At 49.6% G+C, this 14,164-nt stretch carries 15 protein-coding genes; all 15 read right to left on the bottom strand.

Annotated elements, in window-relative coordinates; translation table 11 throughout:
* Positions 1-96: 96 nt before the first annotated feature.
* The 15 genes from spoIVB to Psch_RS00975 all read right to left on the bottom strand — a co-directional run bounded on the left by spoIVB (position 97) and on the right by Psch_RS00975 (position 14,103).
* Positions 97-1,416, bottom strand: coding sequence for a SpoIVB peptidase (gene spoIVB, locus Psch_RS01045; protein ID WP_282432411.1), 1,320 nt, complete (start codon positions 1,414-1,416; stop codon positions 97-99).
* 272 nt (positions 1,417-1,688) lie between these two features.
* Positions 1,689-3,377, bottom strand: a complete 1,689-nt coding sequence (recN, locus tag Psch_RS01040) for a DNA repair protein RecN (RefSeq protein ID WP_190238849.1) — start codon at positions 3,375-3,377, stop codon at positions 1,689-1,691.
* Positions 3,378-3,381: 4 nt separating this feature from the next.
* On the bottom strand, positions 3,382-3,843 hold the full coding sequence (gene argR / locus Psch_RS01035; protein WP_190238848.1) for an arginine repressor: 462 nt from the start codon (positions 3,841-3,843) through the stop codon (positions 3,382-3,384).
* Positions 3,812-4,417 carry a tRNA 5-(aminomethyl)-2-thiouridylate-methyltransferase MnmM gene (mnmM, locus tag Psch_RS01030; RefSeq protein WP_134216879.1) on the bottom strand — a complete coding sequence of 202 codons (606 nt, stop codon included), beginning with the start codon at positions 4,415-4,417 and terminating at the stop codon, positions 3,812-3,814. The genes argR and mnmM overlap by 32 nt, the downstream gene beginning before the upstream one ends.
* Positions 4,410-5,279 (bottom strand): NAD(+)/NADH kinase, encoded by an 870-nt coding sequence (locus Psch_RS01025; RefSeq protein ID WP_190238847.1) that lies wholly within the window; start codon positions 5,277-5,279, stop codon positions 4,410-4,412. Before Psch_RS01025 ends, mnmM begins: the two co-directional genes overlap by 8 nt.
* Before the next feature lie 45 nt (positions 5,280-5,324).
* On the bottom strand, positions 5,325-6,128 hold the full coding sequence (locus tag Psch_RS01020; protein WP_190238846.1) for a TlyA family RNA methyltransferase: 804 nt from the start codon (positions 6,126-6,128) through the stop codon (positions 5,325-5,327).
* A gap of 20 nt (positions 6,129-6,148) precedes the next feature.
* Positions 6,149-8,056: a 1-deoxy-D-xylulose-5-phosphate synthase gene (gene dxs / locus Psch_RS01015; protein WP_190238845.1), complete on the bottom strand. Its 1,908-nt coding sequence runs from the start codon at positions 8,054-8,056 to the stop codon at positions 6,149-6,151.
* 6 nt (positions 8,057-8,062) lie between these two features.
* Complete coding sequence (locus tag Psch_RS01010; protein WP_190238844.1) at positions 8,063-8,659, bottom strand: hypothetical protein; 597 nt, start codon at positions 8,657-8,659, stop codon at positions 8,063-8,065.
* Positions 8,660-9,470: 811 nt separating this feature from the next.
* On the bottom strand, positions 9,471-10,349 hold the full coding sequence (locus tag Psch_RS01005) for a polyprenyl synthetase family protein (protein ID WP_206663749.1): 879 nt from the start codon (positions 10,347-10,349) through the stop codon (positions 9,471-9,473).
* Positions 10,345-10,608 carry an exodeoxyribonuclease VII small subunit gene (locus Psch_RS01000; protein ID WP_190238842.1) on the bottom strand — a complete coding sequence of 88 codons (264 nt, stop codon included), beginning with the start codon at positions 10,606-10,608 and terminating at the stop codon, positions 10,345-10,347. Before Psch_RS01000 ends, Psch_RS01005 begins: the two co-directional genes overlap by 5 nt.
* Positions 10,609-10,850: 242 nt before the next feature.
* Positions 10,851-12,080, bottom strand: a complete 1,230-nt coding sequence (gene xseA / locus Psch_RS00995) for an exodeoxyribonuclease VII large subunit (protein ID WP_190238841.1) — start codon at positions 12,078-12,080, stop codon at positions 10,851-10,853.
* Between the two features lie 328 nt (positions 12,081-12,408).
* The gene (nusB, locus tag Psch_RS00990) at positions 12,409-12,828 is read right to left on the bottom strand and encodes a transcription antitermination factor NusB (protein ID WP_190238840.1); all 420 of its coding nucleotides are present in this window, start codon (positions 12,826-12,828) and stop codon (positions 12,409-12,411) included.
* 50 nt (positions 12,829-12,878) lie between these two features.
* Positions 12,879-13,091, bottom strand: a complete 213-nt coding sequence (locus Psch_RS00985; RefSeq protein ID WP_134216887.1) for a DUF2273 domain-containing protein — start codon at positions 13,089-13,091, stop codon at positions 12,879-12,881.
* Positions 13,092-13,120: 29 nt separating this feature from the next.
* The gene (gene amaP / locus Psch_RS00980) at positions 13,121-13,654 is read right to left on the bottom strand and encodes an alkaline shock response membrane anchor protein AmaP (RefSeq protein WP_190238839.1); all 534 of its coding nucleotides are present in this window, start codon (positions 13,652-13,654) and stop codon (positions 13,121-13,123) included.
* A gap of 50 nt (positions 13,655-13,704) precedes the next feature.
* Positions 13,705-14,103, bottom strand: coding sequence for an Asp23/Gls24 family envelope stress response protein (locus Psch_RS00975; protein ID WP_134216889.1), 399 nt, complete (start codon positions 14,101-14,103; stop codon positions 13,705-13,707).
* Positions 14,104-14,164 lie beyond the last annotated feature (61 nt).

Genomic DNA, 14,164 nt, shown 5'->3' with positions numbered 1-14,164 from the left:
TCATTAAAGTCATCGGGAAAACCTATTTAAAAAGGAATTAACCCTGGAAAAACAGCCTTTCCCAGGGTTAATAGAAAAGCAAAAAATTATTTATATTTATGCGGCAGGTTCTTTTATAACTTGTCCTGAATCATCCAGCAATCCGGATTCCTCCAACATCCATTCAGCCGACACCCCATAACCTCTGGTTGGGTCATTCACAAAAACGTGGGTAACCGCGCCAACCAACCTCTCCTCCTGAATAATTGGACTGCCGCTCATACCCTGGATAATGCCGCCGGTCTGATCAAGCAGCCTTTCATCAGTTATTTTTAATACAAGCGCCTTGCCATCCTGCCTGACCTGTGGATTAATTTTTAAAATTTCCACAGAAAATTTTTCCACCTTATCGCCGCTTAGGACAGTTAGTATTTCTGCCGGCCCTTCATGAATTTGACTGGTCATGGCGACTGGTATTGGTTCTGTAAAAACAGGGTTTTCGAGCGGTTTCTGAAGATTGCCGAATATACCCAGCCTGGTGTTTCTGTTGATGGTACCGGACAATAACTTGTCACCCTGAAGTATGCCGATTTTTTCTCCCGGCTGGCCGCGTTTGCCTTTGGCAATACCCTGGACGCTGGCGCCGACGATTTTCCCGTCCTGCAGGTCAACCGGATGCTTGGTGTTTACATCGGTAATGATGTGGCCAAGAGCGCCATAAGACTTGCTGCCTGGTTCATAAAATGTTATGGTGCCTACTCCGGCTGCGCTATCCCTGATCATAAGACCTACCCGGTAATCAGAAGTTTCCTTGCATAAAACCGGGTTTAAAGTAGTGCTGAAGGTTTCCTTCCCCCGTTTTACCTCTACCGCCATGGATTTGCCTGCCGCTCCGGTCCTGGCCACGATATCTCTAAACTGACTGTCGCTGCCCACCTCTAACCCGTCAATTTTTAGGATTACATCTCCTTTTTGAATGCCTGCCTGCGAGGCAGGATTGATTCTTTGGTTATCCTGAGTAACCACATCGTATGTGCCGGCTACAATAATTCCCCTCGCATGGATTAAAACCCCGATTGATTGTCCGCCTGGAACAACTCTTATTTCCGGCGCCACACTTACCAGCATATCACGTACGGGAACCACACCGTACAAGCTGAGCCTGAGTTTTAACCGACCGGGATTCAATGCCACCGGGTTTGACCCGGATATAAAATCTCCTTCGATAACACTTTCTTGAAGGGCGTTGCTTTCGCTATTGACTATCTCCATTTTTAAACCTTTTTCTAATGGAGCGGGAAATTTAAAATTCAGCGGCTGGCCAACTGATACTAAATGCTTTTCAGGAGGAAGCAACGTGCCTTGAACCTGATAAGTTAGCATAATTGATAAAAATATTAAAATGCCACAAATATAACCGCATGTTTTCCCCTTCAAACATCACCCCTCCAATATTATTGCCATCCACCTCCAAATATTGATAACATTATTTAGACAACCCGATACGTATATCTTTGTTTTCAAAAACAAATTGCAAATTTATAATAACCTCAACAAATATCTAATATTCAACCTAAAAATGTTTCAAAATCCCAAATACAGAGTCTATTTCAGTTTATTTCGATATGTAATTTATTGTTTTGTTACCTGTAAAAAAAATAGAAAAAACCGCACATATTTTAAAATGTGCGGTATAATTTAAAATAATTTCAAATTTTAACGGAATTTTTAAGCATCTGGCTCGCGTGCAGGCGCGTGATATCAGTAACATTTTTACCGCCCAGCATCCTTGCCAGCTCTTCCACTTGCTGCTCCCGGTCAAGCAGTTCAACCCTGGTTACCGTACGCTCACCGTCAAACTCTTTGAGGATCCTGTGGTGCGCCCTGGCATGGGCGGCTACCTGCGCCGAGTGAGTAACACAAATAACCTGGCGCTGCTGACCCAACTGGGATAACTTCTCTGCCACTGCCTGCAGCGCACGGCCGCCAATACCGGCGTCGACCTCGTCAAACACCAGCACAGGCTTGTCATCGGCCTGTGCCAGCAAGGTCTTAAGCGCCAGCATGATCCTGGACAATTCACCGCCCGATGCAATTTTAGTCAGAGGCTTTAGAGGCTCGCCCCGGTTTGGGGAGATCAAAAATTCAATCTGCTCCAGACCTGCGGGGGAAGGCTCTTCGATGGGAGTAAATTCTAATGATAATACCACTCTCCCCATCTCCAGTGAGTCCAGTTCAACGGCCACCCTTTCCTCCAGCAGCCGGGCCGCGGACTTGCGGGCGCTGCTGAGCTCCTTTGCCGCCCGGTAATAGGCTGCCGCGGCAGCGCTTAATTCTCTGCCGGAAGATGTCAATTCTTCATCAAGGTTTAGCAGGTTTTGCAGTTCGGAGCCGGCACTATCCAGAAACTGCAGAATCGCGGGTATGCCGTCTCCGTATTTTTTCTTTAGTATTTTAATCTGGTTAAGTCTTTCCTCGACTGCTTCCAGCCTCTGTGGACTGTACTCTACCGTGTCACGGTAGGCAGCAAGATCACGGGCCGCGTCCTCCGCCTGATAAAGAGAGCTTTCTAATGCGACTAATATATTTTTCGCCCTGCTGTCATAGAAAACCAGGGATTTCAAATTTTCGGCCGCCCGGGCCAGGAGATCCATGGCAGAGGCCTGACCTTCGTTTCCATCATAAAGATGTCTATAAGCTTCTCCAGCCAGCAAACTGATTTTTTCTGAGTTCACAAGTACTTTTTTTTCTCTGACTAATTCCTCTTCCTCTCCGGGGGTAAGCTTTGCATGCCGGATCTCTTCAATCTGGTAGCGCAAGGTATCGGCACGCCTGGTCCTATCCCCCGCGTCCCGTTGAAGCTTTTCCAGGCGGGAGCGGGCTTCACTCCAGCTTTGATAGGCCGACTTAACCTGGCCGAGCAGTTCCAGGAGCTTGGTTCCCCCAAAATGGTCCAAAAGCTCACGGTGTTTTTCCTGGTTCAGAAGCGAATTTTGTTCATGCTGGACATGCAGGTCCGCCATGCTCTTCCCGATTATCTTATAAAAAGCCAGTGGTACCGCCTGACCGTTAACCCGGCAGATATTTTTCCCGGAACGGGTGATTTCCCTGGATAGCACCAGGCAATCCTCCTCGCTCAGGTCAATTCCCTGATTACCAAGTAGTTGCTCCAGGAACTTGTTCCTGGCCGGGTCAAAGGCGGCTTCTACCAGAGCTTTTTCCGCCCCGCTGCGAATTTGTTCGGTATGTGCCCTGCCGCCGAGAGCTATCTCCAAAGCGTCAATAATGATCGTCTTCCCTGTTCCGGTTTCACCGGTAAGGATATTTAAGCCCTCCTGGAAATCTATTTTAACTTGTTCCATTAAACCGAAATTTTTTATGGAGATGTTCAAAAGCATTCGCTCACCCCTTTTTGAGGTTGAGTTCCTCAAACCTGTTCAGAACATCCGCGGTAGCCCGCTTCGGCTTGACTATTACGAGAATAGTATCGTCTCCCCCGACCGTACCGATAATTTCCTGCCAACCGGCCTGGTCTATGGCGGATGCTACGGCCTGCGCCCCACCGGGGTGAGTTTTGATAATAATCAGGTTTTCACTTGAATCCATACTTACCACTGAATCACGGAAAAGTCGCTTCAAATGGCCTTCAATACGGGAAACCGGCCTCTCAATTCCCAGGGAGTAATAAGAGGCGTTGTTTTCAGCCGGTATTTTGATCAATCCCAGTTCCTTAATATCCCGCGAGATAGTAGCCTGCGTTACCTTGAATCCTGACTTTTTGAGAGCTGAAGCGAGGTCTTCCTGTGTTTCTACTGCTTGCTTCGAGATAATCTCAAGGATTTTGCGCTGCCGGCTGGTTTTCATCGCCAACACCTGCCTTCTCGATTGCAATTACCACCGGAGCCTGGTCGGAACGGTTGATAAAGTTTGAGCGCACCACACGGTACAGGCTGCCGTCAAGAGAGGAGACGACCTCCTCCACCGCAGCTAATTCCTCTCGTCCTCCCGGGTGGCCGGTGTATATAACCAGCCCTATTCTCCCCTCCGGTTTCAGCATTTTCAAGGCCGCTCTCAGCGCTCTCGCGGTTGTTTCACAGGTTGTAACAAGGTTGTGGTCACCGCCGGGCAAATAGCCCAAGTTGAATAATACCGCATCGACCGGGGCAGGCGCCAGTCGCTCCATCTCCTCATGACTGCTGTGTAAGAGGATTACCCGGTCGAGAACCCCGGCCCTTTGCAGCAACAATGCCGCCTTTTGCAGAGCTTCTGCCTGGATATCTATAGCGTACACTTTCCCCTGAGGCCCGACCTGGCGGGCCAGAAAAAGTGTGTCATAACCGTTTCCGGCAGTCGCATCTATCGCAGTGGCGCCAGGACCCACTGCTTCGGATATTAGAAGATGAGCGAGATGGACAGCGCTGCCAAGTCCTTTAAGCACCGTTGCGGTCACCCTCTTGATGAAATTTCTTTCTTAAGACCTCAAAAAATCCCCTTCCCCTCAACCTGACCAGTCTGGCTTTTTGCGGGGAACGGCTTACTAAAACCTGGTCGTACTGGTACAAGTTGAAACCATGCTGCCCGTCCATGGTCAACATAACCTCCTCCTGGCTGGAAAGGATGATGATTTTGACAATGCTTTCCGGCGCTATTATCAGTGGCCTGGCCCAGAGAGCATGGGGACATATCGGTGTCAGCAGCATCAGTTCCAAATTGGGGGTAACCAATGGACCTCCCGCCGATAAGGAATAGGCTGTTGAGCCGGTGGGGCTTGCAATAATCAACCCATCTGTGGGATAGGTATTGATGTACTCATTATTGACATGGGCTTCCAGTTGAATGAGCCTGGCAAAGGCGCCTTTGGCAATCACAGCGTCGTTTAAGCCTACCAATTGTTCCACCAGCTTGTCCTGCCGGTACACATTGGCCTGCAGCATCATCCGTTCTTCGATATCATATTCGCCATCCAGCAGCTTTTCCAGAGCCGGTAGTGCCTCCGGTAAATCTATCTCTGTTAAAAAACCCATATGGCCCATGTTTAGGCCTATAATGGGTGTTCCTGTTCCGGCAACCTTCCTCGCAGTACCCAGCAGGGTCCCGTCCCCGCCGAAAACGATCATGCATTCAGCCAGCTCGTACAGCCGGTTCTTGGGTACGCCAAAGCCAGGCAACTCTAATTGGGCCGCGATATCCTCTTCAATTAGAACGGTACATCCCCTGCCGGTAAGCCAGCCGGTAATTTGCCTTACCAGTTTGCGGACTCCCTTTTTATTTAAATTAACCACCAGCCCGAAGCTGTTCAAGTACTGGACTCCCCCCCCTCCTACTTCAGCAATTTTTATGAATTATTATGTTAGTTCCGCATGAGCCCGTTTCACTATATCAGGCAGGTTGGCGTGGTTTTCTTGCAGGCCGCTCTTGTCGAAGTATACCAAAAATTCTATGTTGCCTTCAGGACCGGTTACCGGTGAATAATCCACTCCCTTGACCGACCAGCCCTGATCTTCAATAAAGCTGGTTATACTTTGGAGCACCGCCAACTGTACCTCCGGATCCCGGACCACTCCTTTTTTGCCGATTTTATCCCTGCCGGCTTCGAACTGCGGCTTCACCAGCGCCACGCCGGCAGCCGCGGGAGTGGTCAATTCACCTATTTTGGGCAGGACCTTGGTCAATGAGATAAATGAAACGTCAATGGTTATGAAATCAGGGGTTACCGGCAGCAGTTCTTTATTTAAATAACGAATATTGGTCCGCTCCAGAACCACCACCCGGGGATCGTTGCGAAGCTTCCAGTCTAACTGGCCGTAGCCCACATCAACCGCATATACCTGACTGGCCCCGTACTTTAAAGCGCAGTCCGTAAAGCCCCCGGTGGAAGCCCCTACATCAAGCACCACCCGCCCGCTAAGGTCTATTTCAAATACTTTGACCGCCTTCTCAAGTTTTAGCCCACCCCGGCTCACGTAAGGTATCGGGCTGCCCTTTACTTCAAGAACAGCGTCCAGGGATACCGTTACCCCCGGTTTATCAACTCTTAAACCATCAACAAAAACCAGGCCGGCCATAATCGCCGCCCGGGCCTTTTCCCTGCTGGGACAATATCCTTCTGCAGTTAACCTGACATCCAGACGCTGCTTATTTTTTTGCAAAATTGGTACCCTTCCTGGGGTTAATTGGGCGCAAGCCTCAGTTTTCCGGAATAATTTTTTTTGGCCAGCTTTTCCCCGACCACCCTAACCACCTGCTCAACGGTAAGTCCATACCTGGCCAGAAGCAGCTCCGGTGATCCGTGTTCAACAAAAGTATCCGGAATACCAAACTGATGAGTCAGAAGGCCTCCCCGCCCCCGTGCTGAGAGCAGTTCTAATACAGCGCTGCCGAAACCTCCCTGGAGGACATTTTCCTCCAGGGTAAACAGCTTTCCGCTCATTTCAGCATAGTAAAGTATGCACTTTTCATCCAGTGGTTTTACAAACCTGGCGTTGATTACAGCCGCCTTAACACCTCTGGCCGCTAAAATTTTAGCGGCTTCCTCGGCTACGTGGACCATACTTCCTATAGCCAGCAGGGTAGCGTCCGTACCCTCCCTGATTACCTCGGCTTTCCCGATTGGGAGTATTTTTTGTTCTTTATCCATCAGGCAGCCGGTTCCGCTGCCCCTCGGGTAACGTAAAGCCAAAGGCCCTTGATGATACACGGCTGTTGCCAGCATATGCTGGAGCTCGTTCTCGTCTTTGGGGGCCATAATCACCATGTTCGGTATCGGCCTTAGAAAAGACAAGTCAAAAATACCCTGGTGACTGGCTCCGTCATTACCGACAATACCGGCACGGTCAATAGCAAAGGTCACCGGCAGGTTTTGCAGGCAGACATCGTGTAGTACCTGATCATAGGCCCGCTGCAGGAAAGTTGAATATATCGCCACTACCGGGTGATAACCCCCTGCGGCTAAGCCGGCGGCCAGAGTTACAGCATGTTGCTCCGCTATGCCGACATCAAAAAAACGTCCTGGAAAAGCCCGGGAAAACTTGGTAAGCCCGGTACCGCTAGGCATAGCCGCGGTAATAGCCAGTATCTTTTCATCCTGGTGCGCCAGCTTCATCAGGGTGGCGCCAAATATTTCAGTGTAGGTGGGGGTATCGCTTTTCTCAAGCACTTCCCCGGTGGCCACATAAAATGCCCCGACTCCGTGAAATTTATCGGGATTCTTTTCCGCAGGCCGGTAGCCCTTGCCTTTTTTGGTGAGCACATGGACCAGGACCGGGCCCTTTTTGGATTTGGCTTGCTGGAGTATGGTGGTCATAGCTTTGATGTCATGTCCATCAACCGGCCCCAGATAAATGAAACCCAGTTCTTCAAAGAGCATACCTGGAACCACAAGGTATTTTAAGCTGTCTTTCAAACGTTCGCCAAGGCGCAGGAGAGCCGACCCGATAGGTATTTTGCGTAAAAGTTGTTCCAGGTCTTCCTTGCCCCTGGTATACATCGGGTCGGTCCGGAGCCTGGCCAGGTAGCCGGACATCGCGCCGACATTATGATCAATGGACATTTCGTTGTCATTCAGAATAACGACCATGTTCTTTTTGAGATGTCCGGCATGGTTTAAGGCCTCAAAGGCCATCCCTCCGGTCATCGCTCCGTCCCCGATAACCGCTACCACCGCATTGCTTTCGCCCTTCAAATCCCTGGCCGCGGCCAAACCAAGGGCGGCCGAGATAGAAGTGCTGCTGTGCCCTGCGCCAAACGCGTCATGGGCGCTTTCAGCGGGCTTGGGAAAGCCGCTGATGCCTCCAAATTGCCTTAGAGTCCTGAAATCGTCTCTCCTGCCGGTGATCATTTTATGTACATAGCTCTGGTGCCCCACATCCCAAACAATACGGTCAACCGGGGAGTTGAAAACCTTGTGGATGGCCAGCGTCAGTTCCACCACACCCAGATTGGGCGCCAGGTGACCACCGTTACGGGAAACTACCGATATTATTTCCCTTCTGATTTCCCCGGCAAGCTCCTGAAGTTGGCTGTAAGTCATAGTGCGAATGTCCCGCACTGAATTTAACTGCTTTAAGAAGCTGCTCATGGTGAGCTATCCACCCTTCTTATTTCTCGGGACGCGACGCTTTTGCATAGAACTGCGGCCGGTAATATCTTCTATGCCTGCCAGAAGCTTTCCTGCCACAAAGATTACATCGTCAGGGTGGCTCAGCGCTATTTTTTTACCAATAGCTTTGGTTGAGACAATTATCGATGCAATAAGAGCGGTAATCAGCACGTTCAGCCAAAACTGGCTGAACCCGGGCCCAAGATTCATAATTTGAATAACTATGGATATTCCCAGAGCGCCGCTAATAGTAGTGGTGATATCCCCCACAACATCATTGGCAATATTTGCTACCTTGTCCGCATTACGGATAAGCCGTAAGCCCTGTGGCGCGCCTTTTACCTTTTTTGAACTTTTGGCGTTAAAAGGTGTGTGTGAAGCAGCTGTAACGGACGTTCCTAAAAGATCTGCAAGCGCGTTAATAATTATTATCACGATCAGGAATACTGTGGATAATATTATGCTGTTCAACCTTGATGTGATTGTTTCAGATAGAAATGTAAAAACAACAGCTAAAAAAAACGAGCCGACGCCCACAAAAAAGATATATCTACCGGTAACAGTAGATTTATTATTGCCCAAAAAAAATCACCTCATGCGATGGTTGGCGCGTCCTTCTGCAGGGTATAGTATTGTTAAGCTATATATTTGATAAGTGACAGCAGACCGGGTAAATATTGTGGCTTAGGTCCAGCAGGTTTTCCCAGACAAGCTGCCGGCTGTCGCCATACCGGCGGTTTCCCTTTCAAGCTGTCTCCGGCCGCTGACGACCGGGACTGGATTACCACTTAGTCCACACTGCAATCCCCGGCCTGCCCTGGTAAGCCCGGACAGCCTAGGAGTTTTCCTCGACAGAGTACACCTTTTCTAGTCTCTATTGCAGTAAGGGTTTCAATCAATAACCTGACTGAACACGGGCCCGTATTCAGCTTGGCTTAAAAACTGAAATCCACCGTTACCACTCAAGGCAGGCTACACTGCACGCAGCTTGAACCACATGCAGGTTTAATCCCAAGCCATAGTTGACCACCCAATTTTGGTATGGCTGCCCACATACTTGGGTCTCCACGGGGGCGGGGTTCGGGTCCCACATGCCATTGCAGGCCGCCCCACCCCCTTAACTCCCAGTACCAGCCCCCGACTGGGCGTCGATAGCCAGCACCAGGAACTTCATCGATGTGCCCTTGACGGATTTTTAGGCCCGCCTTCAAAAAGGTTCGTCCGACTAGGATACTGTGTCACTTATCTTAAAAAGCTTTGACTAATTTGTTATTATAACATAATCAGTTTTTAGTTTACAAATTCAGCCTGCTCTTTAATCAGCCCTTGAAGGCCGGTATTGCTTGCTCAAGAGAAACTGATTCCCCAACAATCTCCCGCTCTTCTTTAAAGTCTAAAAATCCCGTTCAATCACAAAATTAACCATTGATCTCAAAAAATCAGCTTCGGCGCCAAAGGGCCGCAGCGCCGCCAGCGCCTGTTGGGCTGCCTGGCGGGCTTTGGCGCGCGACTTATGCAGGCCGAAGAGCGCAGGATAGGTAGCTTTGTTATTTTTGGTATCACTGCCCACCGGTTTGCCGATTTTCTGTTCATCTCCCTCAATATCAAGGAGATCATCCTTGATCTGAAAGGCCAGGCCAAGATTTTCGGCGTATCCGGTTAAAGCTGCCAGTTGATCATCCCGTGCCCCGGCCAGAATAGCGCCCGCCCTTACCGATATCTTGTAAAGAGCCCCGGTCTTATGACGGTGAATGTATTCAAGGGTGTTTTCATCTAACTCAACACCTTCAGATAATGTATCAACCACCTGCCCCCCGATTAGCCCGAAAGTACCGGCCCCAACCGCCGCTTCACGGATTACCCGCAGGACGTTCTCCGGAGCTCCTTTGCTTTCCGCCAGGAGCTGGAAGGCCATGGTCAGGAGGGCGTCCCCGGTTAAAACTGCGGCTGCTTCACCATAGACCTTGTGACTGGTCAATTTACCGCGGCGGTAGTCGTCATTATCCATGGCGGGGAGGTCATCGTGCACCAGTGAGTAGGTATGAATCAGTTCAAAAGCGCAGGCGGCAGTCAGGGCATCGTCAGCCTTACCCCCTACAGCTTCAGCTCCGGCCATAACCAGGACAGGCCTTAGTCGCTTTCCTCCGCCCATAACGCTATACCGCATGGCCTGGTGGATCAGGGGTGGGTAAGCATTGGTTCCGGGCAGTAAAATTTCAAGTGACTCTTCAACCAAAGCGGCTCTCTTTTTTAATTCCTCTTTAAAATCAATCATTTCGGGCGCCTCCCGGGGAAGGTAAAGAATCCAGCTGCTTTTGGATAATTCCGCCTTTTTCGTCCACGGTCAGAATGGTAATGCGCTGCTCGGCAGCAGCCAGTCGCCCTTCACATATTCTGGTAAGCCTGATGCCTTCTTCAAACAATTCCAGCGATTTTTCCAATGGCAGACGCCCGTCCTCCAATTCCTTCACCACTTCTTCCAAACGCGCCAGCGCCTGCTCAAAATTAATCTCTTTTTCTTCTAAAGACATAGCAAGTATCCCTCCCAATCCCATGGATACATTAATTATAGCTTTTTATGAAAGAAATCCACACACAACAGATAGGTCGTAAGGCGTAGGGCGTAGGTCGCAGGGCATAGGGCGTAAAAAATGGACGTGGGACGTGAGACGTGGGAATGCATGATATTCTCAAGAGTAATATTAAGACCCTATAACAAAGCAGGATAAGCTACGCCCTACGCCTTACGCCTTACGACTAAAATGGAGCGTTTTCAAAATCTGTTACCATTTATACTTATGTCACACTCTTTTTTTTCCACAACAACTTCGAGCCTGCCTTGATGCAGCAGCAATGACAGTTGTTCTCCTATTTCTACGGAAGCGGTGTCGCTGATAACACGGTTTCTGTCCAGGGTTGCGCATATACAGTAACCCCTGGACAGGGTGGCCAGCGGGCTTAACGTGTTCAACCGGCCTGCCAGCACCGCGAAATGGCTGCCGGCTCGCTCCAGGGTCCCATACATTGCCTGGCGCAAGCGGCTCTCCAACTGATCCAGCGACTGTTGACCCACGCCGCAGATGGCATTCAGAGGGCTGGTAAATACACGGTTAAGCAGGCAGGACTCAATACGGCGCTTGGAAGCCGCCAACTTTTCATCAACCGCCCGTGCCAGCCGGGTCTTTAGAGTACGGATGTAGCGGGCCATATCCTTCCTGTCCGGCACAGCTATTTCAGCCGCTGCAGAAGGCGTGGCAGCCCTGACATCAGCTACAAAATCGGCGATGGTGGTATCTGTTTCGTGGCCTACCGCGGATATGACAGGAATCTTGGAGTGAAAAATGCTGCGGGCTACGATCTCGGTGTTGAAGGTCCAAAGCTCCTCCAGCGCTCCCCCGCCCCGGCCGGTTATAATCAGGTCTACACCGCCAACCTGATTCAGGAGCTTAATACCTCCGGCCACAGCCTGAGGCGCTGCTTCGCCCTGGACCGGAACCGGTACCAGCATAATTTCACGGCCCGGCCAGCGGCGTCCGATAATTTGGAGCATATCCCTGATTGCCGCTCCGGTGGGCGAGGTAACGATGCCGATGCGACGCGGCAGCAGGGGTAGTGATTTCTTATGGCGCCGGTCAAAAAGCCCCTCCTGCTCCAGCCTTTTTTTCAGTTGCTCAAACGCCAGGTAAAGAGCCCCCGTGCCGTCCGGCTCAAGTCCTTCGGCATAAAGCTGGTAGGTACCGTCCCGTTCAAATACTGAAACGTAACCCCTCACTGTTACCGCCATGCCGTTTTTCGGTTGAAAAGGGACCAGCCTGCTTTTGGAACGGAACATTACAACTTTCACACAACTGAGATCGTCCTTCAGGGTAAAATACAAATGGCCTGAGGAATGGGCTTTAAAGTTTGATATTTCCCCTTTGACCCATACATTTACCAGCAGGTGATCTTTTTCCACAAGTGTTTTGATATGTTTGGTCAACTCGTGGACCGTTAAAATTCTCATTTATATTATATCTCCCCAAAAAAAGACTAAATACAATAGCACCCCTGGCGTGAAGGGTGCTGTTCTGTCTTAGTGTGTGTAGTAATTGGCCTGTACAGATGCCCCTACCCTCCAAATAACATTGCGGACGGACCTTACATGTAGGTGCGAATTCATTCGCACAAAAGTTACATTAGCTGTCCAAGTGCGGCTCTAACGCACCGTGTGCGATTGAAATCGCACCTGCATCGTCAAGATGGTCTAACTTGCAAAAGACAAGCTAAGGTAGAAGTCCCGGCATCGTTGGTGTGTTGCCCTGGTCAGGTTGCCAATCATACGCCGGCGTGTCTCACAATTCAGGTTTGTACTCTTCCGGGTTCGCCAGCACCTTGCCGAGAATGCCGTTAATAAAGCGCGCAGACTCTTCCCCACCGTACACTTTGCCCAGTTCTACAGCCTCGTTGACGGACACATTGTTCGGTATATCACTGCAGAACAATATTTCGTAAAAAGCCAGCCTGATGATATTTCTGTCCACGCTGGCCATTCTTTCTATGTTCCAATCCTGACTGATGCTCGAAATGTTTCTATCAATACACGCTAAATTAGTGAGGGTTCCCATTACAATCTTTTCGACAAATTCTACGTTATTGTATACAGGTCCAAAGCTCTCATCCATATTTTTCATGGCTTCCTTTGGATCGTTGCCGCCCATATCTACCTGAAACAGGATTTGCAGCGCCCTTTCCCTGGCCTTTCTCCTGCCCATGTTGTTACGTATCCCCCTCGTTATTTAACCGCTGTATGTGAACAATACAGTTATCGTTCCCGGAAAAGCCTTAAGAACAATTCTCTGAAGTCAACCTTCTCATCCAGCCGTTTGCCGATATAATAACCGAGTGCGGCGCAAATCAACACAAAAAGGGCCTTAAAAAAACCGTACTTAATTGCCAGCAAACCGTAAATCAGGCCCAGAATAACGCCTACCGCTTTTCCCAGATGCTTATTTAGAATTTCCTGAAATACTTCCATATGCCGCTCCTTTCCGGGGCTGAAATGTGCTATTCAACCCTTGGCTTGTGAACGGAAATATTCTCAACCATGATTTTTATAGTATTGACGGTAATCCCTGTTACTTCCATCACCCTGGACTTGACCCTGTTTTGAATTTCTTCAGAAAGCTGAGGGAGGTTGACATCCGGGGTTACCGCAACCCGAACTTTAATACCTATACCTTGCGGGACTTGTATAATGTTGGGTTTAACTTCTCTAACCCCGCTGAACTGTGAAACTATTTTCTCTACCAGGCTTTCTATCGCCTGCAGCGAAACATTGACTTGTCCCAGCGAACTTTCCGTCAGGACCACATGCCTGCCTCTTGACTTGCCAAAGAGACTCACCCAGAGCAGTCTCAAGCCGGCCAGTATGACCAAAGCCATGAAAGGCCAGAAAATCTCCGGTTGTCCGGGATAAAACATTTCTTTCAGCAAAAACAAGGGAGCCGTCCAACCCAACATTACAGCTGAAAACAGTACAAAGACAACCGTAATGAAGAATGCGTATACCCCCAGTAAGAAGCGGTCGAAAGGACCCAAACAGGTACACCTCCCTAAAAGCTAACCCCCTGTCAAGGGGGTCGGTTAAGCTATCTAACCTTATGTTCTTCTTCCCTGCCCTCGGAGGTAAAGGCAACACCTTGAACATTTACATTGACTTCGACAACTTCCAAGCCGGTCATCCGTTCAATGGCGCTCTTTACGCTTTCCTGGATTTGAGCGGCTACATCAGGTATTCTAATCCCGTATTCAATGATCACAAAAACGTCGACGGCGGCTTCTTTTTCTCCCACCTCTACCTTGATTCCTTTGGAAAGGTTTTTGCGGCCAAGCATTTCAGCTATACCGCCAACCAGTCCCCCGCTCATCCCGGCTACCCCTTTAATCTCAGTGGCAGCAAGGCCGGCTATTATTTTAACAACCTCATCCGAAATCCTGATTGAACCCAGTCCGGTTTGCTCTTCCTTGACAAAATCACTCTCGTTCATCTTTTTCACCTCCGCTATAATACACTATACCCAAAAAATGATGATCCATGTCTCATATGCG

The organism is Pelotomaculum schinkii, assembly GCF_004369205.1.
GTDB lineage: Bacteria > Bacillota > Desulfotomaculia > Desulfotomaculales > Pelotomaculaceae > Pelotomaculum_C > Pelotomaculum_C schinkii.
This window is presented reverse-complemented; position numbering and strand designations above follow the sequence as displayed.

Coding starts and splice junctions, on each gene's coding strand:
- recN (WP_190238849.1), bottom strand. CDS start 3,377: ATGCTTTTGAACATCTCCATAAAAAATTTCGGTTTAATGGAACAAGTT.
- argR (WP_190238848.1), bottom strand. CDS start 3,843: ATGAAAACCAGCCGGCAGCGCAAAATCCTTGAGATTATCTCGAAGCAA.
- dxs (WP_190238845.1), bottom strand. CDS start 8,056: ATGAGCAGCTTCTTAAAGCAGTTAAATTCAGTGCGGGACATTCGCACT.
- Psch_RS01000 (WP_190238842.1), bottom strand. CDS start 10,608: ATGTCTTTAGAAGAAAAAGAGATTAATTTTGAGCAGGCGCTGGCGCGT.
- xseA (WP_190238841.1), bottom strand. CDS start 12,080: ATGAGAATTTTAACGGTCCACGAGTTGACCAAACATATCAAAACACTT.
- nusB (WP_190238840.1), bottom strand. CDS start 12,828: ATGGGCAGGAGAAAGGCCAGGGAAAGGGCGCTGCAAATCCTGTTTCAG.
- Psch_RS00985 (WP_134216887.1), bottom strand. CDS start 13,091: ATGGAAGTATTTCAGGAAATTCTAAATAAGCATCTGGGAAAAGCGGTA.
- Psch_RS00975 (WP_134216889.1), bottom strand. CDS start 14,103: ATGAACGAGAGTGATTTTGTCAAGGAAGAGCAAACCGGACTGGGTTCA.